Here is a 21,417-nt window from a genome sequence, read left to right as displayed (position 1 = left end):
TCAATAAACTGCACCCCTGATCCAGGGCAGAATCGTATAACCTGACACAAAGACAATAAAAAAACTGACGGCTGAGTTTATATGACACCGAGAGACACAGAACTCGTGAATTTGATCGCCCGGTGCGCGATCCGCGACCAAGCGGCGTTGGGCGCTCTGTTTGAGCGCCTGGGGGGCTACCTGAACGCCATTGCCTACCGGATTCTGCAGTCTGACGAGCTGTGCGAGGAAGTGTTGCAGGACGCCTTTGTTCAGATCTGGCAAAACGCCCATCGCTATCGCCCCGATCAGGCCGCCCCTCTCACCTGGATCACCAGTATCTTGCGCTATCGGGCGCTGGATCGCCGCGACAAGGAACAGCGCCTGCAGCGTCATCTGTCCTCCGCTGAGGTTGATCCCCCGAGCACGGAGGCACCGCTTGAGCAGCAGGTCGAGAGGCATCAAACCCGTGCGCGCATCGAGCACTGCCTCGCGGCCTTGAACCCCCGCACCCGGGACTGCATACGCCTGGCCTATCTGGAAGGCTACACCCGGGAAGAATTGGCCCAGCGCCTGGATACCACCCTCAATACTGTCAAATCCTGGTTGCGCCGGGGCGGTCGCGCTTTGCGGCAATGTCTTGAAGAAAATGTGTTGAGGCGGTGAAGACGATGACTGATAACCGCAGCTTTGAGTATGTCATCGGTACCCTGCCCCCAAAGGAGCGCCAGGCACTGGCCATCGCGCTCACCCATAAGCCGGCCCTGCGGGCACAGGTGACGTTTTGGGAGGATCAATTCATGGGCCTCGAAGACACCGATCTGGAACGCCCGCCACCGGCGCACACCTGGCGAAAAATTCAGGCCCGTCTGGGAACCGCGTCCCCGCGTGCAACGCCCGTCCGTCGAGCCTTCTGGACCTGGTTACCGGCCAGCCTCGCGGCCCTGGCGCTGTTTGCCCTGCTGGTGTTTCTCCCTCAGACCCCTGCCCCCGCCAAGACCGATTACGTTGCGGTGCTGCTCGACAACGCCGGTCAGGCCTATGTCACCGCCCTGGCTTCTGAAGCCGAACGCCGGATGCATCTGCAATGGCAGGTGGATACCCTGCCGGACGCTGCCAGCGTTCAGCTCTGGGCGGTCTCGCGACGCGATGGCCAGGCCCGCTCCCTGCACGTGTTCGAGCAAGCCGAGGCAAGGCTGGCCCTGAGCGACGCCCACTGGCGCCTGGTCCAGGATGCCGATCACTTGCTGCTGACCCTGGAGGAGCCCGGCGGCTCCGCCCTGGACATGCCCAGTGACCAACAACTCGCCCGCGGCGTCTGCGTGCGCCTGGAGGACTCCTGACCATGAAACTCACTCTCGCCTGGCTGTTGACACTGGTTCTGGTATCCGGAGCCCGGGCCGACTTACCCTCTGTCCCCGATACGGCGTTGCAAGCATGCCTGGATGAACTGGCCGCAACGCACGAGTGGCGCACGCCGGATGCGGTAACCGACATCGAGTGTCATAACCGGGGTATCCGTTCCATCGCCGGCCTTGAACAATTTCCGCAGTTACAACGCCTGTCCCTGCACCGCAATGACATTGCTAGCTGGCCCGGCCCGACACTGCCCCGGCTGCAGCATCTCAACCTGGCGCGCAACCGGCTCACCCTGCTGAGCCTGGACTCGCTGCCCGCGCTCGAAGAGCTCTACGCATTTCGCAACCCGATGGACCGGCTGACACTGGGCGAGCTTCCGCAGTTGCGCCTGCTCAACGCCAACGCCTGCCGCCTGACCCAATTGACCTACGCCAGCCTGCCGGCCCTTGAGCGCATGTACATTTTCAACAACCAACTCGAACATATCGACATCCATCAACTCCCTGCACTCCAGTACATGGACGCGCGCCAGAATCCCATGTCCGACGAACTCTATGACGACATGGACGCTATGCCCGGCACGACCATTCTGCACGACGGCAACGAAGACGACTGGTAACTTTTCGTATGAAACATTTTTACCCCCGCTGCGGTATCGGCGGACTGCTCTTGCTCTGCCTCAATTCCATGGTATGGGCTGACGTCAGTCATGATTTTGAGCCCAGCGCCCGCTTTCGGCTGGGCTACGTCGACCCCGAAACAGGCCCGCACGGGCGCGCGGCGTCAGTGCTGCTGCGCGGACATCTGAGTTCCCAATGGCACGCCCAGTGGCATACCGAAGTCGCGCTGGATCACATCGCCCGGGGCTGGTCCGGGTATCACAACGCCGGTACCGATTCGACGGAACGCCCCGTCATTCCAGACCCGCGCGCGACGCCCTTCAGTCGCCTCCTGATTGGCTATCGCCCGGCCGGCGCCAACCACGCTCTGGTGCACCTCGGGCGGCAGACCCTCGACTATGACAACCAGCGCCTGATCGGGAGCGATGATTTTTGGCAGAACGAAAGAACCGTCGACGCCCTCAGCGTTCGTGTCCCCCTGGGCAGCGGCTCACGAATGGATTACGCCTACGTCTTTCGCACGCGAGGAATCGACAACCAACCGGTAGAAAACAGCTACCCGCCGAACAGCTACGCGTCAGACTATCGTCTGGCGCTGAGCAGTCACCGACACGACAGTCATCTCGCACGCCTCGAATGGAATGAATGGGATTACATGCAACTGGTCGGCTATGGTTACCGGCAGGACAACCGGGATTCACCCCAGTTGTCCAACGACACACTGGGCGCGCGCTACCGTTTCACATATCGCGGGCCCCGGCTGCGCTATCGCGCCGAATTGGACAGCGCGCAGCAGACGCTGACCGGTCGACCCGGTCGCCCTCGCCCGTCCTACCGGGCACTGGATTTCACCGCTGGTGTCGGCAGGCTCGATATCGGTGTTCGCCACGAACACCTGGGCAGCGACGAGGGCAATCGCTTTCTTACGCCCCTCGGCTCAAACTACCGGTTCCAGGGACTGACCGGCCAGGCCATGGCGACAGAGGCCGGATTGAGAGACAACTCCCTGGCGCTCAGTTGGCGTCACCACCCCTGGCGCATGGATTTACGCCACCACTGGTTCACCGACACGACTGACGGGCAGCGCCTCGGGCAGGAGGTCAATCTCGACCTTCAGTTCCGCATGACTCGACGACACCAGATCAACATCCGTTACGGCCGCTTTTCAGGCGCCAACGAGAGCGCGGATGAGCAGCGTTTCTATGTCGACTACAGTTTCAATCGGTAGCTCGAAGGCTGCACTCAGTAGTAAAAATGCAGTTGGGCAAACACCTGATGGCCGTTACCGGACACGATGCCGCGGTCATCGACCAGCCGAAAACCGCTCAACACTTGCAGGTGCGCAATCGGCGTATACTCAAACACCAGCGAATGGCGACGGCGCTCGTTGTCCGCGGTGCCGGTATCGGGGTCGAGAAACTCGTTGGTGAATTTCACGTTATAGCCTTGCGCCGGACGCCAGTTGATTTCGAGCAAACCGACATGGGCGACCTCGGGCTCACCTTCCTCGTTGAGCACCGATTGATCCTCCAGGCGCGCCACTTCCAGAAGCAGGCCGTAGTCTCCCCAGCGCAGCCCACCAAACACATTGCCCAGATGCCGTTCACCCGCCGCCGCATCGTTCAACATGTAGCCCGCGCCAACACGCCACCCGTCGTGCACATATTCCGCCCGGGTAACCGCCTGGAAGCGCCCATCGTTATTACTGGCACTGCTGGTACCATTGGTGAGCGCGACATTGATCAGGGAGCGTCCAAAGCCCAACCCCACTTCCACACCCTGTTCACTGTTCTGAAAGTTGACTTGCGAGGCTTCACGAATAAAGGCGGCGTCATCCTGCAGCCGAAGCCCGTAGGGCAAAAACAGATTACCGGCCTTGACGTAGTGGCGTTCGCCAACGCGCGCCAGGATAAAGGCCTCACGCATGCGCGACCCCCCTGGGGTCACCTGCTGGTCCAGGTGCAGCAGCACCGGGCTGTTCTCGGGCGTGACCGTCAGATACACCTGCCCGCTGTGGGTATTGAACCCCCGATCCACGTCGCGCTCATCCCGCTCGGTTTCCGACAGATTGAAACGCAGGTCACCGCCGATGCGCAGCAGAGCATTGAGCTGCCCATCGTCAAAGCTGGCGATATCGCCGGCGTTCACCGGTAAATTCTGTGAGCCAAAAAAGGCACCGTAGCGATTGCGCGCACCGCCGCCAGTCGGGTTGACATGGCAGGCGGCGCACGCATGCCCGGTCTGCACCGCCAGGTAAGGCTCGGCACTGGCGGGCACGGCAATCAGCCAACACAACGCCAGTAACGTCCCCCAGCATCCGCGCCAAGGATCAATGCGGATAGACATAACGGTAGCGTCCGCCGTCCTGACCATCGCCGTCGCCATCAATGACACGGCCACGATGATCCAGCCAGAGACCGCTGGCCGGGTCGTTGAAGAGAACCTCCAGCGTCGCATCCGCCTGGGTTGGCAGATTCAGAATCAGGGCCCGTTCATCGAGCCAGTAGCTATACTCATCCGACGTCAGCGGCCGGGTGGCACCGTCCGTGCGCAGGTAGACCTGCCAGGTGTGGGGGTCCTGCGCGTGCTCCGCCAGAGACCGGGAAAAACGCCAGGTGAGCTCGACGCCACTGGCACTGTCCTCAACCCCCGCCAGTACCACGCCGGTCGCACCGTCACCGGTACCCTCGCGCGCCGCCCCGTTGGCGATCCAGTCCCGTATCAATGCGATCTGGGCACTGCTGAGTGAAGCCCCGCCCTGAGGCATCCGGTCACCGACGATATCCGGGCCGCCTTCAAGCTTGCGTACCAGGTAGCTGTCATCCGGGTTACCCGGATCCACCCGCATCAGCGCCGGTACGCCTTGCGCCGGCTGCTCTACCAGATGGTCATAGCTGGCCTGCTCGCTGTCCAGTCGCAGGCCCTCGGGCGCGCCTGCCCCCGTATGACAGGTCGCGCAGATGGGTGAGAAAATCGTTTGTTGAATAGTGGCCAGCGTCGGCTCCGGGTCGCCGTTGCCATTGCTGTTACCATTGCCGTTACCGTTGCCATTGGTCCCCCCGGGCGGCGTGTCGCTGCCACTGCTACCGCCACAGGCGGTAAGTCCCCCGAACAAGACCACCAGCATGACAGCGCCCAGTGGATACCCCCGTAAATTGGCCATAACCCGCTCCCCCAGCTCGATTGAGTTGAACACCCCTACACGAGGCATCATCTACTGCTAAGGGGAGGTACGGCCAAAGTGCGGCGAAAGGGTGCAGAAAGTTCGTCTAGCGCTTGTCGAAGCTGTCGGCAAAGTGATGATTCACATCCCGGTGTCCCGCCTCATCCTCGCGCACGGCGATAATCACATCCCGCAAGCGCGCTTGCGCTGGCAGTTGCCAGTAATCGATAGCGATCTGAGGCGCCGGGATATTTTCGATGCGCCCGCTATCGACCTCCGCCAGATACTCGGTATAGCTGTATACCGCCTCTTCCTCAAAGTAACCCACCAGACGGTGCGCGGTGCGCCCGGAGATCACATAGAGCAAGAAAAAGCTGACAAAGAAGATACCTTGGGCCAACAGAATAATCATCCGCTCAAACCAACTCGGCTGGGCAATTTCGACGAAGGTCATCAAGTGCATCCGCTCGTTTTCCGCCTCATCCAGAAGCGTATGGATCCATTCCCGGTCGTCCTCAAGCCGGCGCAAGGAGCGCATGTGCCTGATCATGCCGCCGACCATGCCCGGCACACCCGCGACCGTTTCCAGAACCACAGCCCGGTGGCCGTAGCGTTTGGCAAAAAAGGAATCAGCAAAGAAACGCAGAAATTTCGTCAGGCGGAAGGCAATTTTGTCGGAGAAGCCCACCGGCGTATGATGCGGATGCAGCGGGTCATCGGAGGGTGAGGTCGAGCCAGTCGTGCTGTCTTGCATAGTGATATCCTCTTGTGGAAGATAGTGATGTGCGCTTGTGACGCAGACCTGAGTCTATCAAAGAATACGTTCCCCGTGCAGTTCAGGATGCCCCGCGGGCAGCGCGACCTGCGTGCAGGCACAGGGGTGCTATAGTGAATGAAGATACGGAGCAGACCCTATGCGACTCGATCGATGGTTAACAGGTATCCTGACCGCTGTAGGCCTGACCGGGACACTGGCCGGGCACGCCGGCGAGAGCCGCGTGCTCTTGAGCGCTGAGCACAGCACCGAGCACGTGCGTCTACCCGAGTTTACCGAGGAGGCGGGCATGAAAGAACGTCGACTGGAGATGGTACGCAACCAGTTGGTGGCGCGCGGTATTGACGATCAACGGGTGCTGAACGCCATGGAGCGGGTACCGCGCCAACACTTTATCAGTCCCAATCTCGCCTTTGCGGCTTACCGGGACTCGCCCCTCCCGATCGCGGAAGGCCAGACCATCTCCCAGCCTTATATTGTGGCGCTAATGACCGAGCTGCTCGAAGTCGAACCCGAGCACCGGCTGCTGGAAATCGGTACCGGTTCGGGGTATCAGGCCGCCGTATTGGCGGAGTTGGCCCGGGAAGTGGTGTCGATCGAGATCGTCGAGCCGCTGGCCAAGAGCGCCTCGGCAGTACTGGAAGAGCTGGGTTACCGCAATATCACGGTACTGGCGGGCGACGGCTACGCCGGCTGGCCCGAGCGCGCGCCCTACGACGGGATCATGGTGACCGCCGCCGCACCTCATGTGCCGCAACCGCTGGTGGACCAACTAAAGCCCGGCGGGCGCCTGGTCATCCCCGTGGGCGATGCTGAACTGACCCAGGAGTTGCTGCTGATCACCAAGGACAAGGACGGCGAGGTCACCCGGGAGAACTTACTCCCGGTGCGCTTCGTGCCCCTTACCGGGGATCGCTGACGGGCCGGCATGTGCCTGCAGCGGGCTGCTCTCGGGCAAGCGCTCGGCGCCCCAACTCCCCAAGACCAGCGCCATGATCGCGTCGACATCGCTTTGAGCAACCCTGTCAATGTCTCCCACTTCCCGCTCATCGTAGTGAAAGATATACAAGCGGGAAGCGAATTCTTCAAAGGGTAGCGACGCTTCGCCAAAACGCTCACCCTTGCCCGAGGTGCTCACAACCACGTCGTTGCCCCAGTTCTGACCGCTATCGTTATTGGGATTGTAAAAATAGACCCGCATCAACCGATCCGGGTCGAGCGCAACCCGCAAAATGGTAATGGCGTGCCAGCCGATAAAGCGCGCGGCACTGTCGGTGACCGCAATGCCCGCTGGCTGGGGATGGACCAGAGGCTGATTGCCATTGTAAAAAGGGTGGAAGAACGCATAAAAATGGCGATAAAAGCGCTCTGGCTCGTACAGATGCCCGGTAGGCACATCGACATTGATCATAAAACCGCGGCCGACCCACCAGCCGTGAAACTCCGGATTGACCCAGCGATGGGGGTCCCCCTCGCGTCCGGCGCAAAGCTCCACCATTTCCGCATAAATGCGATCCAGGTGCGGGACCACCAACAGCGAAACCGGATCCAGATCGAGGCTGACCGCCTCTGCAACGCCGGCTTGTCTCGCGCTGGAAGAGACCTCGTCGCCTTCAAAATGCATAACGACGTCGTCATCCCGGGCCGCCCAAGCCACGGTCTGCAACAGATAGTCAGGATCATTGTAGGCCCACATGGACAGGGCGCGGGCCGACTGGCAGGTGGGGTTATCGCCCTGGCCGACCCCCAAAGGCAAGCCAAGCAAAAGAATAACCCCGGCCAGCAACCGCTGCTCCGGCGCCACCTCCTCGCCGTAGGCCAGGATCAGGCGTTCGCGTGCCACATCACTCAGTGGCAGCCCCATCTGCCGCCATAGCCCCGGCGCTACCGGAGGCTGGTACAGAATGCCCCGTTCCAGCACCAGTGCCAGACCGTACACCGCCTGCGCCGTCTCCGGGTGAACCGCCACCTCGATCAATTCCTGCACCAGTTCGTGATAACACAGGAAACAATCCTTACCGGTGCTCGACAAGCCCAGTGCATCGACCAGAAGCGTGTTTTTGTGTTCTGCGATAAAGCGGATAAACACCGGATGATAGGGGGAGACGAGTCCGGTATCGTGCATCGATCGGGCAAAACCCACCGCCTCGTTCTGCAACAGAGAATCGTCCATGCCAGCGAGACGCTCATGATAGACACCGAGCCCCGGATCCTCCTGGCAGCCCCGGGTGGGACTGAACAGACTGCTGACCAATCGCTCGGCACCTTGGCCGCTGGGGCCCAGCTGCAGTGACGGATCCTGCCTGCAGACGGCCACTTGTGTGATCATCTGCTTGACACTTTCAGTCTGCAAGGGGCGTTGATCGAGTATTCGCCAGATCTCCTCGATCAACCGGTCAATGATCGCCTCAATGCCCAAACGGGCACTGAAGTGTTGAAACAGGCCGCGAGAAATCAATGCCAGACGCCCCTGGGTCTCGCGCTCGGCCTCGCTAGGTGTGCCGAAGAGCAAATCCAGGTTGAGCGCCATCACCTGATTGAGGTAATGGCGGGCCTGCTCGGCCGACATGTGCGGATGCAGAAATTCGCCGCGGGCAACCGCAAGCAACCGCAACTCATTCAGCGCCTCAAGCACCAGCCAGTGGCTGTCGGCACTTTTTAACGACGCCGTCGCCAGCGCCGGAATCAGAATTTGCGGTGTGGCCCAGTCGGTGCCCTCGAAGACCCCGGCCTCTTCCAACACCAGCGCCCGCGCTTCCACCGCATCGAAGCCCCCCGGTTTCAGCAGGACCCGGCGTGTCAGGTCCAACACCAGGGGTAATTTCTGCGGCTTGGCAAAGGCCTTGGCCTGCGCCAGGGCCGCTACAGCCTGATCCAGTTTCTGCAAAAGACCGTCGAGCTTGGCACCGTCTTGTGTATTGTTGTGCGTAGTCAAAACAACCCTCGGCAGTCTACACGTAGAAATCAAGCTCCTCTTGACGCTTGAGCAGATCCCTCATCACGTAGGGATCCTCACCTACGAAATATAACAAACCCCAGTGCGTACCAAAAGCCGTACGTTTGGTCACCGTCTGTTCAAGAGGCGTCATAAGGTCGTGAGACTCGTAGTAGGGGTGATCCTCGGTCTCCTCGGGAATCTCCAGAGTGCTCACCACCCGGCGGCGCGGATAGACCCCAAAACAGCCCGCGTGGGCCTTGGCATCCACCACTTCACGGGGGAAAAACGCGTCAAGCTCTTCCTCGGTGGTTTTGGGGTCAAAAGTCACCACCATCGCCTGATAGGCATTGAAGTCATAGACCTTTTCAAGCAGCTCAAACACTTTGAAACCCGGCGGCCGGTAAGCGACTTCGCCAAAGTACATTTCACCGTCACTGGTGACAAAATACTCCGGATGAATAAAGCCGAACTCAATATCAAACGCCTTGATGAGTTTTTCGATTTCCTGAGTAATGCGCGGGCGATACTTTTCCAGATCCGGCGTGGCCGGTACAAACACCGAGTAGCCCAGGGTGACATATTCAGAGATATTCAAGAACCGCACCTTGCCATTGTAAACCCAGGCTTCCACGGCAAACTCCCAACCGTCCAGATGCGATTCCATCAACGAGGGAAACTCATCGTCGGGAATACCATCGACATCATCGGGGGTGCGAATCAACCGGTGTCCGAGACAGCCGGCCTTATCAAAGGCCTTGACGTGAATCGGATCGTTGGGGTCACCATCGAGTTTGAGCAGTGTCTGATTAACCCGTTTGAGAAAGCGCACCACGTCCTCGCGATCGTGAGCCTCTTCAAAAATGCCCACACGGATGCCACCGAGCTGCGCTCGTCGCTTCATCAGTGATTTGTCACGCATCAGCATGGCTTGACCGAGCAGACGCGGGTTATCCAAAAGCACTGAGTTAATGGCGCCGGCCCATTCAACAGTTTCCTCAAACAAGGGGATAGCGACATCCACACCTTTGTCTTTGAGGGTCTGCGCAATTTCCACGGAGCGTTCGTTTAAACGCTCAAAATTCCAGGGAATATAGGGAATGTCATGCTCTTTGCAATATTCTTCGGCCCAGTCTGGTGCCACCACCACATAGCGACGGTCAAATTTGTCGATGGCCTCGACAGCATTCAGGCTCCAGCCCAGCAGGGCGATATAGCCTTTATTCGGGTCGCGCGGGTGTTCGTTGGAACTGGCCATGGCAAAACTACTCCTATTGCCGGTGAGTGAAGACTTCCCCGATGAGTATAGTCAAGGGACTCAGGAGTCAAGCCGTGGGCTAGACTAACACAGATGTTGACCTTACCACCGGGTCAAGCTTTAGTCTTATAGCTCCAGAGCACCCTTATCGGCGACAGGCAGATCCTATGAACCACTCCAAACGCGACCCTGCGAGTACCCAGCTCACCATTACCGGCATGCACTGCGGCGGCTGTGTCGGACGCGTGGAACAGGCGCTGGCAAGCGTGCCTGGCGTGAATGAAGCCAGCGTCAACTTTGCGAGTGAGCGCGCCCGGGTGAGCTGGAGCAATACCACCGGGGATGTGGAGGCACTGCAACGGGCAGTGCGGGAAGCCGGCTTTGATGCCACCCCAATTGAATCCCGGGTCCGGGCCGATACCGAACAACGTGAAGCCCGCGACGCCGACTATCAACGCCTACGGCGCGCGTTCTGGTGGGCCCTGGCACTCACGCTGCCCGTGTTTGTGTTGGAAATGGGCAGCCATTTTATCCCACCGCTACACCACGCCATTGAGGGGATCCTCGGCCGACAGAGCAACTGGCTGATCCAGTTTGCCTTGACCACCCTGGTGCTATTTGGCCCCGGTCGACTGTTCTTCCGGTTGGGCATCCCTGCGCTCTGGCACCGACGTCCGGATATGAACTCACTGGTGGCGCTGGGCACCGGTGCCGCCTGGAGTTATTCCGTGATCGCCACCTTCGCCCCCGGCGCCCTGCCCGAAGGCAGCGTCAATGTCTACTTTGAGGCTGCCGCGGTGATCGTCACCCTGATTCTGCTCGGGCGTTTGCTGGAGGCCAATGCCAAGGGCCGAACCAACCAGGCCATCGCGCGTCTTGTCGGACTGCAAGCGAAAAACGCCCGGGTGCTGCGCCACGGCAAAGAAGTCGAGGTCGCACCCGACGATGTCGCGGTGGGTGAACAGGTGCGGGTGCGCCCCGGTGAAAAAATCCCGCTGGATGGCGAAATCATTGAGGGCGAATCCTATGTGGACGAATCCATGCTCACCGGCGAACCCATTCCCGCCGCCAAACACCCTGGCGACACGGTCATCGGCAGTACCCTGAACAAAAACGGCAGCTTTACCTTCACCGTGACAAAAACCGGAAAGGACACCCTGCTTGCCCAGATCATCGAGATGGTGGAAAGCGCCCAGGGCTCGCGCCTGCCCATTCAGGCACTGGTCAACCGCGTCACTCTCTGGTTTGTGCCGGCAGTCATGGGCATCGCCCTGCTCACACTGGTGACCTGGCTGGTGTTCGGCCCGGCACCGGCGCTGTCCCTGGCACTGGTCAACGCCGTGGCGGTACTGATTATCGCCTGCCCCTGTGCCATGGGCCTGGCCACACCTACGTCGATCATGGTGGCCACCGGTCGGGCGGCGGAAATGGGCGTTCTGTTTCGTCACGGTGAAGCACTGCAGGCGCTGCGCAACACAGACGTCATTGCTCTGGATAAAACCGGCACCCTGACCCGGGGCGCACCCGCGCTGACCGACTTTATCACTGCCGAGGGCTTTGACCCGGACGCGCTCCTGGCCATCATTGCGGCGGTGGAATCACGCTCGGAGCACCCCATCGCCCAAGCCATTGTCGCTGCTGCTCGCGCAAAGGACCTTGCGCTGCCACAAGCGCAACAGGTCAATACCGAAAGCGGCGCTGGCATCCACGCACAGGTCAATGGCAAAGCAGTCGCCATCGGCGCCGACCGTTTTGCCCGCGCCCGGGGTATCGTCGATAATCCTTTTACCGAACAGGCCCAGGCCCTGGCTCGCGAAGGCAAAACACCCATCTACGCACTCATCGATGGACAGTTGGCCGCCCTGATTGCCGTGGCCGACACACTCAAAGACACCAGTGCCTATGCCATTGCGGCGCTTCACCGACAAGGCTTTGAGGTGGTGATGATGACCGGCGACAACCGCCAAACCGCCGAGGCGATTGCCAAGCAATTGAAAATTGATCGGGTGATCGCCGAAGTGATGCCCGACGGCAAGATCGATGCCATCAAGGCATTACAAGCCGACGGCAAGCGCGTCACCTTTGTGGGCGATGGCATCAATGATGCCCCGGCCCTCGCCCAGGCCGATGTCGGCATCGCCATGGGCACCGGAACGGATATCGCCATCGACAGCGCCGATGTGGTTTTGGTCAAGGGCGACCTGTCCGCAGCGGTCAAAGCCATTGCCATTTCCCGCGCGACACTGCGCAATATCAAACAGAACCTGTTCTGGGCCTTTGCGTACAACACCGCGCTGATTCCCGTGGCCGCAGGGTTACTCTATCCTCTCTACGGGATTCTGTTATCGCCGATTTTCGCGGCGGGCGCCATGGCCCTGTCGAGTACTTTTGTACTGGGCAATGCCCTGCGCCTGAAGCGTAGTAAACTGACCACCCGCTAACCAGAGGCGCCTGATGAAACGTCGACAACCCGAACCGAAACTGGCAACCGCCGAGGCACGCGAGCAAGGTCTGTACAATATCGGTGAGGCCGCGGACGCCTCCGGGGTGAGCGCCAAGATGATCCGCCACTACGAACAAAGCGGATTGATCGACCCAGCCAAACGCACCCTGTCCAACTACCGGGTGTACAATGACCGGGACATTCACCAGTTGCGTTTTATCAAGCAGGCACGTGACCTGGGTTTTTCGATCAAACAGATCGGTCAACTGCTGGCACTGTGGCAGGATCAGGGACGCCGCAGTGCCGAAGTCAAACAGTTGGCGCAAACCCACATCACCGATATCGAAGCGCGCATTCAACAACTGGAAGCCATGAAAGCCACCTTGAGTGACCTGATACACCGCTGCAAAGGCAATGACCGACCGGACTGCCCGATACTGGCGTCATTGGCCAACACCGGAAATCGGTAACGCCGTCAATTCGGCGCTACAAAAAACTACAATTTTTGCCGGTGGATTGGCAGCATTGGTTCGCCGAAAAGCATATATTGTGGGCCCAAAAGGAGGACAGCAGATGACTCATGCGATTGAGGTCGAAGGGCTGATCAAACATTTCGGCGCCACCCAGGCCGTCAACGGCATCGACCTGCAGGTGCCCGCCGGCACTGTGTACGGCGTACTGGGCCCCAACGGCGCCGGCAAAACCACCACCGTGCGTATGCTGGCCACACTGCTGCCACCCGACGGCGGTCGCGCCCGGGTGCTGGGGCATGACATAGTGACCGAAGCCGACGCGCTGCGCTCGCGTATCAGCCTGACCGGGCAATTTGCGTCCATCGACGAGGATCTGTCCGGCTGGGAGAATCTGCTGCTGTTGTCACGCCTGCTCGGCTTCGGCCGCAAAGGTGCCAAGGCGCGAGCACAAGAATTGTTGCAGGCCTTTGACCTGGAAGAAGCCAGCCACAAGCAGGTGAAATATTATTCCGGCGGAATGCGCCGCCGATTGGATATCGCCGCCTCCCTGGTGGTGACGCCCGATCTGATTTTTCTCGACGAACCCACCACCGGGCTGGACCCGCGCTCGCGCAATCAGGTGTGGGACATTGTGCGGGCACTGGTCAACGACGGCACCAGCGTATTGCTCACCACCCAGTATCTGGAAGAAGCCGATCAACTGGCCGACCGCATTGCGGTGATTGATCACGGCAAGGTCATTGCCGAGGGCACCAGCAAGGAGCTGAAAGCGTCGGTGGGCTCGGGGGTGATGCATATTCACCTCGCCGATCCGGCGCAGCGGGAGGCGGCTCAGCAGCAATTGGCGCAGGCTCTGTCAGTGCCCGTGCATATTGAAGCCGACCCCAGCGCCCTGTCCGTGCAGTTTACCGACACCACTGCCGCCACCTACGCCCTGGCGGAATTGCCCCGAGCCGGTATTGCACTCAGTCACTACTCCATGGGCCAGCCGAGCCTGGACGAAGTGTTTCTGGCGCTGACAGGTCACCCCGCGGAACCGGAAACCACTCAAAATGAACAGGAGGTGCAGGCATGAACCAGGAAGGGACTTCAACCACCTTGCACAGCGCCATTTCCCGCCGGGCACGACCGCCGCGCGCGAGCATGCTGACCTGCGCCACGGCCTTCGGCTGGCGGGCATTGTTAAAAATAAAGTATGTGCCGGAGCAGATGTTCGATGTGCTGGTGACGCCCATCATGTTTACGGTGATGTTCACCTATTTGTTTGGTGGCGCCCTGGCCGGATCCACCAGCGATTACCTGCAGTTTCTGTTACCCGGCATCCTCGCCCAAACCATGATCTTCACCTCGCTCTACACCGGTGTGACGTTAAATACTGATATCGGTAAGGGTGTGTACGACCGTTTTAAATCCATGCCCATCTGGCGCCCCTCCCCTATCGTCGGCGCCATGCTCGGCGATGTCCTGCGCTATACCATCGCCTCCACCATTGTGGTGTTGGTCGGGTTGCTGTTGGGCTATCGCCCCGAGACCGGGATTGTCGGCGTCATCCTCGCGTTTGTGTTGCTCAATATTTTCGGCTTTGGTCTCAGTTGGGTATTTACCACTTTGGGGTTAATTCTGCGCACACCGGGCGCGGTTATGACGGTTAGCTGGATCTTCCTGATGCCGATAACTTTCGCCTCCAATATCTACGTGGACCCGGCCACAATGCCTTCGGTGCTACAGACCATTGTCGCCTTTAACCCGGTCACCCATTTGGTAACGGCGTTGCGTGGCATTATGGATGGCGGATTGACACCGGGACAGCTGGCGTTATGTCTGGTCACGCCGATCACCCTGACCGTCATTTTCGGCCCGCTGACCATGTTGCTCTATCGGCGTAAACGCTGAACCTCTGCTAGGGTTAAGACGATCACTTGATTTGGCACAAAGACCTTCCCGGTTGTGCCAAGTTAAGGTCTTGGTAAACCAACAGGGGAGTTCACCGTGAACGACAATGCCGACAATCAGTCCCAGCGCTTTATTATCACCGTGCCCGGCATGGGCAGCGACCACTGCGCAGGCATTGTGCGCAAGAGCCTGGAACGCTTGGACGGCATTGCCTCAATCAACACCAATGTGAGCAATCACAAGGTGACGGTGGCGGTCGAATCCGGCGGCCCAGAGGCCGAGCGCCTGCGCACCACGGTGGAAAACGCCGGCTACGATGTGGCGAAGGTCACCACCGAAGCCGAAGACAGTCACGACCTGGGCGCCGAGGAAGCCTACCTCACCCAGGCCAAGAAGCGCCTGTGGTTCGCCGCGGTGCCCACTACGCTGATCATGATCATCATGATGCCGCACATGTTCTGGCAACCGATTCCCGGTTACCTGGCCATTATTGCGGTGCTGGCATTTCCCGTGGTCTTTCTCAAAGGTGGCTGGGCCACCCACAAGGCCTCCTGGAAGGCATTGCGCAACCGCAACGCCAATATGGATGTGCTGATTTCCATGGGCAGTCTGCCGCCCTACTTTATCGGGCTGCTGGGTTTCTTCTTTGCCATGACCTCCTTTATGGAAATGGCCGCCACCATCATGACCTTCCATCTGCTCGGTCGCTATCTGGAGACCCGGGCCAAGGGCCAGGCGTCTCAGGCCATTCGCCGGCTGATGACCCTGAGTGCGAAAACCGCCCGGGTCGAGCGCGACGGCAAGGAAGAGGAGATCCCGGTTGAGGATCTGCAGTCCGGCGACATTATGGTGGTTCGCCCCGGCGACAAGATTCCCACCGACGGCGAAGTGGTCGACGGCGAAAGCCATATCGACGAGTCCATTGCCACCGGCGAATCCATTCCGGTGCTGCGTCAGTCGGGCGATACCGTATTGGGCGCCACCATTAACAAAGAGGGGCGACTGCGGATCAAAGCCACCAAAGTGGGCAAAGACACCTTTATTTCCCAGGTCATCAAACTCGTGGAGCAGGCCCAGGGTTCGCGCGTGCCCATTCAGGACTTTGCCGACCGGATGACCGCCCGTTTTGTGCCCATCGTGATCGGCATCGCTGTTCTCAGCTTTATCGCCTGGGCAGTGCTGGGCGACAGCCTGCGTCCCGTCCTCTATTGGGGTGAAGGCTTTCTGCCCTGGGTTGACCCCACGCTGACAACGCCAATCCTGGCCACCCTGGCGGCCATCGCGGTACTGGTCATTGCCTGCCCCTGCGCCCTGGGTCTGGCGACCCCGACCGCCCTGATGGTGGGTTCGAGCCTGGGCGCGCAACGGGGCATACTGATCCGTTCCGGGGAAGCCATTCAGACTTTCAAGGACATCAAAGTCGTGGTGTTGGACAAAACCGGCACCATCACCCGAGGGCAGCCGACGCTGACCGATGTCGTGCCCGCCGAAGGCACGGACGAAAAAGACCTGCTCTATTGGGGCGCCAGCCTGGAGAACGCCTCGGAGCACCCCATCGCCCGCGCCATTGTCGAGGGCGCCCAGGAGCGTGACGTCAAGCCCGCCGATGTGCAGCAATTCAAATCCGAAGCGGCCCGCGGCGTCAGTGGTGACGTCGACGGAAAGCAGGTGCTGATCGGCAACCGCCGACTGCTGGACGAACAGGGGGTGGAAGGACTGCAAGCCTTGCAGGCGTCCCTGGAGAAGCTGGAAAACGAAGGTCGCACCAGTGTCATTGTTGCCGTCGACGGTAAGGCCCGCGGCCTACTGGCAGTCGCCGACAGCATCAAGGAAGACTCCGCCGACGCCATCGCCGCCATGCACAAACTGGGATTGCATGTAGTCATGATTACCGGCGATAACGAACGCGCCGCCAATGCCGTGGCTCGGGAAGTGGGTATCGACGAAGTTCAGGCCGAAGTGCTGCCCGAGGGCAAGGTGGATGCCGTGCGCGCCCTGCAGGAACGCTTTGGCGACCATGTTGCGATGGTGGGCGACGGCATCAACGATGCCCCGGCACTCAAACAGGCCAACGTGGGCATCGCCATCGGTGCGGGCGCCGACGTGGCCATCGAAGCCGCCGATGTCACCCTGGTCAAAGGCGAGTTGACCGGGGTCGTCGAAGCCATGCAATTGTCGCGCGCCACCTTCGACAAAATTGTGCAGAATCTCTGGTGGGCCAGCGGCTACAACGCCGCCGCCATTCCGATTGCCGCCGCCGGGTTATTGCATCCGATGGTGGGTGTGATTGCCATGACCGCCAGCTCGCTGTCGGTCATTGGCAATTCCATGTTGCTTAAAGGCCGCTTTCGTCGGCAGGTCTCATCGGCCCGTGCCGACTAGCGCTACTCCAACTCACCGATCAGGTAATCTTCCATCAGGCCCCAGGCTGCCGGGCTGTGGTCGCGGCCATAGCCTTTGGTGCGCATGCCTTCCGTCGCCTCGCGGCCACACCAACCTTCCATGACCACCGGTGGTGTCGGATGTCTCGGAATGTAGCCGGTGAAGTCGTAGACCTTGCCTTCGATGACCATCCAGCAGCTGCCGAGGGTGTTGTGCTCGGCCACTTGCTCGAGCGTGTAGGTCGACAACTCCCCTTCCGCTTCCGATACGGCGTGGGCGGACAGGCTGCCAACCAGCACCAGGGTGCCGATGGACGACCAGAAGGCGATGAAAGCGGCGAAAACGGTTTTTTTCATAAGTGATCTCCTCGGATTTTGGATTCGGTGCCTTAGTGTCGGATTACGGCTGCGCCTAATCCGACCTACTGGAAACATCGAGCGTTTTTGTCGGATTACGCTACGCTAATCCGACCTACTTGGACAGCAGCACACTGTTCTAATTTGGGTGCCCTATGTGTCGGATTACGCTGCGCTAATCCGACCTACTTGGACAGCAGCACACGGTTTCGTGTAGGTCGGATTAGCCCGAAGGGCGTAATCCGACACTGAGGCACCCAAACGAAAAAACGCCGCTTGCGCTACCCCACCACTAAAGAAGCTCAAACTCCTCCGTCGTAATCCGGCGTGCCGGCACGCCGGCGCCAAGCAACACATTACGGGCACAACTCAACAACGGTGTCGGCCCGCAAATAAACGCTTCGCGCTCGGCAACATCGTCACACACCCGGTTGAGAAAGGCTTCATCCAGCGGCCCCTCCCGGTAAAAATAATGCATCGACAAATGAAAGCCCGGCAGTGCCTGGGCGTAGCCGCTCAACTCCTCCAGGAACAACGCCCGGGACTCGTCCTGCACGCAATACACCAGATGCACATCACCGGAAAATTCACCGCGAGCCAACTCCCGTACCTTTCCCAGAAACGGCGTGATGCCAATGCCACCAGCAACCCACAGGGACGGCCCCAGCTCGGTAGGCGGAAAGAAACCGCCGTACGGCCCCTCCACTTTCACCTGACTGCCCACGGCGATCGTCTGGATCGCGCGACTGGCATCCCCCAAGTCCTTGATCGCAATACGCAGTAGAGGTTCATCCGGCGCGGAGGAAATCGTATAGGGGTGCTCTTCGGCGTAACCATTGGTCAGGGTTTTATCGAACGGCGTCAAATACACAAACTGCCCCGCCTCATGATCCAGACGTGAGCGCTCGGCCTGCAAGCTGATTTCCACCACATTATTGGCCGAGCGTTCCACTTGCATGACCTGATAGGGCTGCCTTCCTTTTACCCGAGAAAACACAAATCGGTAAGCCAGCGCACCCACCGCAGCGGCTACGTACACCACCCACACCAACGTATCCCAGGGCGCTGGCAAGGTGCGCATCAGCAACGCCGTATGAATCAATGCCAGAATAATCGCCGGACCACTGAGCCGATGCACCCATTTCCAACGCTGATAATCCGGGTGGCCAAAAAAGGCGAAACTCGGGGCGAGAAAAACCATCATCAGCACCAGCGCGATCCAGCCCAACCACAGGCTCTGGCTGGTGGGCGTCAACGTTGCGACTGCCGCAGTCAAAGAAACCTCGGCGGCGGCAAAGGCCAACAAGAGGGGGTGTGCCAGCAATAACAGAAAGGCCACGGCGCCGAGCTGGTGGTGGAGTTTCCACATTTTAGTCAGCCCGCCGAAAGGCCGATCAAAGCCGGGCACCCGGCAACACAGAATCGCCGCCATAAGCATGGTCGACAGCCCGACAATGCCGGTCAAGCGTCCCAGATAGTTGAGCACGCCACCCACCGAAGCGGTGTCCGGGGAACGCATAAAAAACAGGGCCACAAGGCCCGGCAGTATCGCAATCAACCACACCAACAGTTTGTACATGCGCGGTGACATAGGTTCTCCCTAAAACTGGTAGCGGTAGCCGAGCACTACCCAGGTGACGTTGTAGCGGGGGCTGCGGTGCCCCAGGGTCAGTACATTGGCGGCAGTATCTGGCGCGATATCATCCAGGGCGTAATCCGCGCTGGTGTAGCGCTCGTGCTCAAGACTCAAACGAACCGCGGACTGGTCGGTGACTTGATAATCCCCGTTTACCCGGTAGTGATTCAAGTGAGTCCGCAGTACCGGCAGCGGCTCATGGTTGAGTGCCGGTCCGGCATAGGTGTTCATCTCACCCCGGGAGCGGGAGTTGACCCACTCCAGTGACAGATTCAACGGCCCGCTGAGCCAATCCCAGTCGAGGCGGTCCTGGACATTGTCCCAGGCCAGGGTCAGGCCGTAGGTATCAAAACGATCGCGGGCGGCCACCTGCCAGTCGCGTTCCGGATCGTCCACATCCGTGGGCACGTTGCCGCGAAAGGAACGGCCAAACTGTTCGCTGGCATAGCGGTCGGTGCTGGCAAAACCGCTGAGCTGCACGCCCTCGGCGGCAGCATAACTCCAGTCCAGCATCCAGGAACGCATGATGGAATCGTCCAGTCCGAAAACCACGTCCTGGTAATCGTCGCGATTGTAGATAAAGTTGAGCCCGGCGCTGAATTCCGCCGTAGGAAACCAGTCGGCGCGCAAACGCAGTTGATCCCGGTCGCGGTCCGCCAGGTAGTATTTGCGCAACAACGGATGGTTTTCAAAATCATCCTCGCCGATGGTGCCGGGCACATGGGTCTGTACATAGGGCAAGGTGTCCAGATACTCGCTGCCGCGCCTTTGACGGTGTTGCAGTTCGGCACTGACGGCGGTAGTGGCGCTGGCAGTGCGACGTGCGCCCAGCTTCAGCGCATGCTCTTCCAGGCGGCGCACTTCCGAGTAGTCGCGCTCGGTGTGCTGGTATTCATAGCCGGCATTGAGGCGCACCCGCCGGGTCAGGCGATAGGCGGCGTCACTGGCAAACTCGGTGGTGGTCAGGCTGTAGGGGCGATTGATCCGTCCCGACTCAAACGCCTGCTGGTTTTCCGCATCGCCGCGCACCCGCTGATACACCGCCTGAGGCGTCCGGTTGTCGCGGTCGCGATAGCGCAGCCGCTGGCTCAGGTGCCATTGCGGTGCTGGCCGGCTGGTAAGGCGCAAGTTGGCGTGAGTGGTATCCACTCGACCATCGAGAGAAGTCTGCGGTAGCGCTTCATTGACAGTCAGCGCCGGGTTGAGAGTGTACGGCAGGTAATCCTGGTCCTGGGTCATGCGTCCGTGGGCCAGGTCCAGCTGCGCCCGGGTGGTCTCGAAAAGCGGCATGCCGGCAAAGAGTCGCAACTGGTGATACTGGTTGTCCGGCTCCAGCGCCAATTGATTGTTGCCGTTCGGATAACCGACGCCATCGGCCCACTGGGGATTTTGGCCAAAGGGTGTGGGCCAGGCCAGTCCCGTATCACCGCTGCGATAAAAGGAGCCGTGATAGGCGAAACCCCAGTGATAACCGTCGCCCTGATAGGTCAGTCCCAGATCGGCGATATGGGTTTCGTAATCCACCGGCGCAGGCAGCAGGGCCGCGCGGTTATTGCCGCCGCTGTAGCCGGTCACGCCACCGAGAATACGGTTGCCGGTTTTGGTCTCGCGTCGCAGCTCGGCGTTTAAGCGCCACTGCTCACCCAGGTCATGGCGGTAGTCCAGGCGCAGGCGTCCGCGCTCCTGCCAGAAATCCACGGGGGCCAGGCTTTCGTCCAGTTGCAGAAGGCCGGCGGTATTGTTGCCCTCCACCTGCCAGTCGTTGGGCAGGGTCAGCGGGTTGCCCGGCCGGAACGGCGACTGGGCGCCCTCGATAGCATTATTGACCAGCGCCTGGTAGTCCACCCGCACCCGGTAGGCGCCGCGCTCGCCCGCTTCAGCGCTGACCCGGTAGTCATCCAGCCCGAGGCGCTCCGCATCCAATAACCAATACCGGCTTTGCCGGTAATCCGCATCAGACTCCAGATTCAGGTCTACGCCCAGGTAGCCTCCCTGTTCCTGCACGCCGGAGTACTGACCAAAGCGCGGCGCATCGTCCGAGAGATAGCCCAGGTTGACCGACACGCCGCCACTCAGGCCCTCCGCCTGGGTCGCGGCGCTGAAACACAAGAGTGATAATCCCAAACCCTGCAATCGTCTCATGGC

18 protein-coding genes are annotated in these 21,417 nt (G+C 60.2%); 10 read left to right on the top strand and 8 right to left on the bottom strand.

Going from position 1 to position 21,417, the window contains the following annotated elements:
* Positions 1-81: 81 nt before the first annotated feature.
* The 4 genes from DKW72_RS01360 to DKW72_RS01345 are packed head-to-tail and all read left to right on the top strand — an operon-like array spanning position 82 to position 3,186.
* Positions 82-645 carry an RNA polymerase sigma factor gene (locus DKW72_RS01360; RefSeq protein WP_111640513.1) on the top strand — a complete coding sequence of 188 codons (564 nt, stop codon included), beginning with the start codon at positions 82-84 and terminating at the stop codon, positions 643-645.
* A gap of 5 nt (positions 646-650) precedes the next feature.
* Positions 651-1,322 carry an anti-sigma factor gene (locus tag DKW72_RS01355; protein WP_111640512.1) on the top strand — a complete coding sequence of 224 codons (672 nt, stop codon included), beginning with the start codon at positions 651-653 and terminating at the stop codon, positions 1,320-1,322.
* Positions 1,323-1,324: 2 nt separating this feature from the next.
* Positions 1,325-1,957 carry a leucine-rich repeat domain-containing protein gene (locus tag DKW72_RS01350; RefSeq protein WP_111640511.1) on the top strand — a complete coding sequence of 211 codons (633 nt, stop codon included), beginning with the start codon at positions 1,325-1,327 and terminating at the stop codon, positions 1,955-1,957.
* 8 nt (positions 1,958-1,965) lie between these two features.
* Positions 1,966-3,186, top strand: coding sequence for a hypothetical protein (locus DKW72_RS01345; RefSeq protein ID WP_111640510.1), 1,221 nt, complete (start codon positions 1,966-1,968; stop codon positions 3,184-3,186).
* Between the two features lie 14 nt (positions 3,187-3,200).
* Here DKW72_RS01345 and DKW72_RS01340 read toward each other — a convergent pair whose 3' ends face one another.
* The 3 genes from DKW72_RS01340 to DKW72_RS01330 all read right to left on the bottom strand — a co-directional run bounded on the left by DKW72_RS01340 (position 3,201) and on the right by DKW72_RS01330 (position 5,875).
* Positions 3,201-4,304 (bottom strand): hypothetical protein, encoded by a 1,104-nt coding sequence (locus DKW72_RS01340; RefSeq protein WP_157960359.1) that lies wholly within the window; start codon positions 4,302-4,304, stop codon positions 3,201-3,203.
* Positions 4,288-5,121 carry a hypothetical protein gene (locus tag DKW72_RS01335; protein WP_111640508.1) on the bottom strand — a complete coding sequence of 278 codons (834 nt, stop codon included), beginning with the start codon at positions 5,119-5,121 and terminating at the stop codon, positions 4,288-4,290. The genes DKW72_RS01340 and DKW72_RS01335 overlap by 17 nt, the downstream gene beginning before the upstream one ends.
* Positions 5,122-5,227: 106 nt before the next feature.
* Positions 5,228-5,875 (bottom strand): alternative oxidase, encoded by a 648-nt coding sequence (locus tag DKW72_RS01330; protein ID WP_111640507.1) that lies wholly within the window; start codon positions 5,873-5,875, stop codon positions 5,228-5,230.
* A 160-nt stretch (positions 5,876-6,035) separates the two neighbouring features.
* Between DKW72_RS01330 and DKW72_RS01325 the strand changes: the two genes are divergently transcribed.
* Positions 6,036-6,815 (top strand): protein-L-isoaspartate(D-aspartate) O-methyltransferase, encoded by a 780-nt coding sequence (locus DKW72_RS01325; RefSeq protein WP_232522271.1) that lies wholly within the window; start codon positions 6,036-6,038, stop codon positions 6,813-6,815.
* Here the strand turns inward: DKW72_RS01325 and DKW72_RS01320 are convergent.
* Both DKW72_RS01320 and DKW72_RS01315 read right to left on the bottom strand, forming a co-directional pair.
* A complete protein-coding gene (locus tag DKW72_RS01320) occupies positions 6,774-8,831 on the bottom strand; it encodes a hypothetical protein (RefSeq protein WP_111640506.1) in 2,058 nt (685 codons plus the stop codon). The two genes, DKW72_RS01325 and DKW72_RS01320, sit on opposite strands and share 42 nt — an antisense overlap.
* A 16-nt stretch (positions 8,832-8,847) precedes the next feature.
* Positions 8,848-10,089 (bottom strand): ATP-grasp domain-containing protein, encoded by a 1,242-nt coding sequence (locus DKW72_RS01315; RefSeq protein WP_111640505.1) that lies wholly within the window; start codon positions 10,087-10,089, stop codon positions 8,848-8,850.
* Positions 10,090-10,256: 167 nt separating this feature from the next.
* On the opposite strand from DKW72_RS01315, the gene DKW72_RS01310 reads away from it, so the two are divergent.
* From DKW72_RS01310 to DKW72_RS01290, 5 genes are all read left to right on the top strand, one after another.
* Positions 10,257-12,530 (top strand): heavy metal translocating P-type ATPase, encoded by a 2,274-nt coding sequence (locus DKW72_RS01310; protein ID WP_111640504.1) that lies wholly within the window; start codon positions 10,257-10,259, stop codon positions 12,528-12,530.
* A gap of 13 nt (positions 12,531-12,543) precedes the next feature.
* A complete protein-coding gene (gene cueR / locus DKW72_RS01305) occupies positions 12,544-13,002 on the top strand; it encodes a Cu(I)-responsive transcriptional regulator (RefSeq protein ID WP_111640503.1) in 459 nt (152 codons plus the stop codon).
* 103 nt (positions 13,003-13,105) lie between these two features.
* Positions 13,106-14,080 (top strand): ATP-binding cassette domain-containing protein, encoded by a 975-nt coding sequence (locus DKW72_RS01300; RefSeq protein ID WP_111640502.1) that lies wholly within the window; start codon positions 13,106-13,108, stop codon positions 14,078-14,080.
* The gene (locus DKW72_RS01295; protein ID WP_111640501.1) at positions 14,077-14,898 is read left to right on the top strand and encodes an ABC transporter permease; all 822 of its coding nucleotides are present in this window, start codon (positions 14,077-14,079) and stop codon (positions 14,896-14,898) included. Before DKW72_RS01300 ends, DKW72_RS01295 begins: the two co-directional genes overlap by 4 nt.
* Positions 14,899-14,994: 96 nt before the next feature.
* Positions 14,995-17,280 (top strand): heavy metal translocating P-type ATPase, encoded by a 2,286-nt coding sequence (locus tag DKW72_RS01290; RefSeq protein WP_198411178.1) that lies wholly within the window; start codon positions 14,995-14,997, stop codon positions 17,278-17,280.
* Between the two features lie 2 nt (positions 17,281-17,282).
* Here the strand turns inward: DKW72_RS01290 and DKW72_RS01285 are convergent, their stop codons facing one another.
* The 3 genes from DKW72_RS01285 to DKW72_RS01275 form a co-directional block, all read right to left on the bottom strand.
* Positions 17,283-17,636 carry a cytochrome b5 domain-containing protein gene (locus tag DKW72_RS01285; protein WP_157960358.1) on the bottom strand — a complete coding sequence of 118 codons (354 nt, stop codon included), beginning with the start codon at positions 17,634-17,636 and terminating at the stop codon, positions 17,283-17,285.
* 292 nt (positions 17,637-17,928) lie between these two features.
* A complete protein-coding gene (locus tag DKW72_RS01280) occupies positions 17,929-19,227 on the bottom strand; it encodes a ferredoxin reductase family protein (RefSeq protein WP_111640499.1) in 1,299 nt (432 codons plus the stop codon).
* 9 nt (positions 19,228-19,236) lie between these two features.
* Positions 19,237-21,414 (bottom strand): MtrB/PioB family decaheme-associated outer membrane protein, encoded by a 2,178-nt coding sequence (locus DKW72_RS01275; protein ID WP_111640498.1) that lies wholly within the window; start codon positions 21,412-21,414, stop codon positions 19,237-19,239.
* Positions 21,415-21,417 lie beyond the last annotated feature (3 nt).

This window comes from Marinimicrobium alkaliphilum (assembly GCF_003259155.1).
GTDB classification, from domain to species: Bacteria; Pseudomonadota; Gammaproteobacteria; order Pseudomonadales; family Cellvibrionaceae; genus Marinimicrobium_A; species Marinimicrobium_A alkaliphilum.
The sequence above is the reverse complement of the archived record's forward strand: the minus strand, read 5'-3'. Positions and strand labels throughout refer to the sequence as shown.

Excerpts from the sequence above, each read along its gene's own strand:
- DKW72_RS01360 (WP_111640513.1), top strand. The coding sequence starts at position 82 with ATGACACCGAGAGACACAGAACTCGTGAATTTGATCGCCCGGTGCGCG.
- DKW72_RS01355 (WP_111640512.1), top strand. The coding sequence starts at position 651 with ATGACTGATAACCGCAGCTTTGAGTATGTCATCGGTACCCTGCCCCCA.
- DKW72_RS01350 (WP_111640511.1), top strand. The coding sequence starts at position 1,325 with ATGAAACTCACTCTCGCCTGGCTGTTGACACTGGTTCTGGTATCCGGA.
- DKW72_RS01345 (WP_111640510.1), top strand. The coding sequence starts at position 1,966 with ATGAAACATTTTTACCCCCGCTGCGGTATCGGCGGACTGCTCTTGCTC.
- DKW72_RS01340 (WP_157960359.1), bottom strand. The coding sequence starts at position 4,304 with ATGTCTATCCGCATTGATCCTTGGCGCGGATGCTGGGGGACGTTACTG.
- DKW72_RS01335 (WP_111640508.1), bottom strand. The coding sequence starts at position 5,121 with ATGGCCAATTTACGGGGGTATCCACTGGGCGCTGTCATGCTGGTGGTC.
- DKW72_RS01330 (WP_111640507.1), bottom strand. The coding sequence starts at position 5,875 with ATGCAAGACAGCACGACTGGCTCGACCTCACCCTCCGATGACCCGCTG.
- DKW72_RS01325 (WP_232522271.1), top strand. The coding sequence starts at position 6,036 with ATGCGACTCGATCGATGGTTAACAGGTATCCTGACCGCTGTAGGCCTG.
- DKW72_RS01315 (WP_111640505.1), bottom strand. The coding sequence starts at position 10,089 with ATGGCCAGTTCCAACGAACACCCGCGCGACCCGAATAAAGGCTATATC.
- DKW72_RS01310 (WP_111640504.1), top strand. The coding sequence starts at position 10,257 with ATGAACCACTCCAAACGCGACCCTGCGAGTACCCAGCTCACCATTACC.
- cueR (WP_111640503.1), top strand. The coding sequence starts at position 12,544 with ATGAAACGTCGACAACCCGAACCGAAACTGGCAACCGCCGAGGCACGC.
- DKW72_RS01300 (WP_111640502.1), top strand. The coding sequence starts at position 13,106 with ATGACTCATGCGATTGAGGTCGAAGGGCTGATCAAACATTTCGGCGCC.
- DKW72_RS01295 (WP_111640501.1), top strand. The coding sequence starts at position 14,077 with ATGAACCAGGAAGGGACTTCAACCACCTTGCACAGCGCCATTTCCCGC.
- DKW72_RS01285 (WP_157960358.1), bottom strand. The coding sequence starts at position 17,636 with ATGAAAAAAACCGTTTTCGCCGCTTTCATCGCCTTCTGGTCGTCCATC.
- DKW72_RS01280 (WP_111640499.1), bottom strand. The coding sequence starts at position 19,227 with ATGTCACCGCGCATGTACAAACTGTTGGTGTGGTTGATTGCGATACTG.
- DKW72_RS01275 (WP_111640498.1), bottom strand. The coding sequence starts at position 21,414 with ATGAGACGATTGCAGGGTTTGGGATTATCACTCTTGTGTTTCAGCGCC.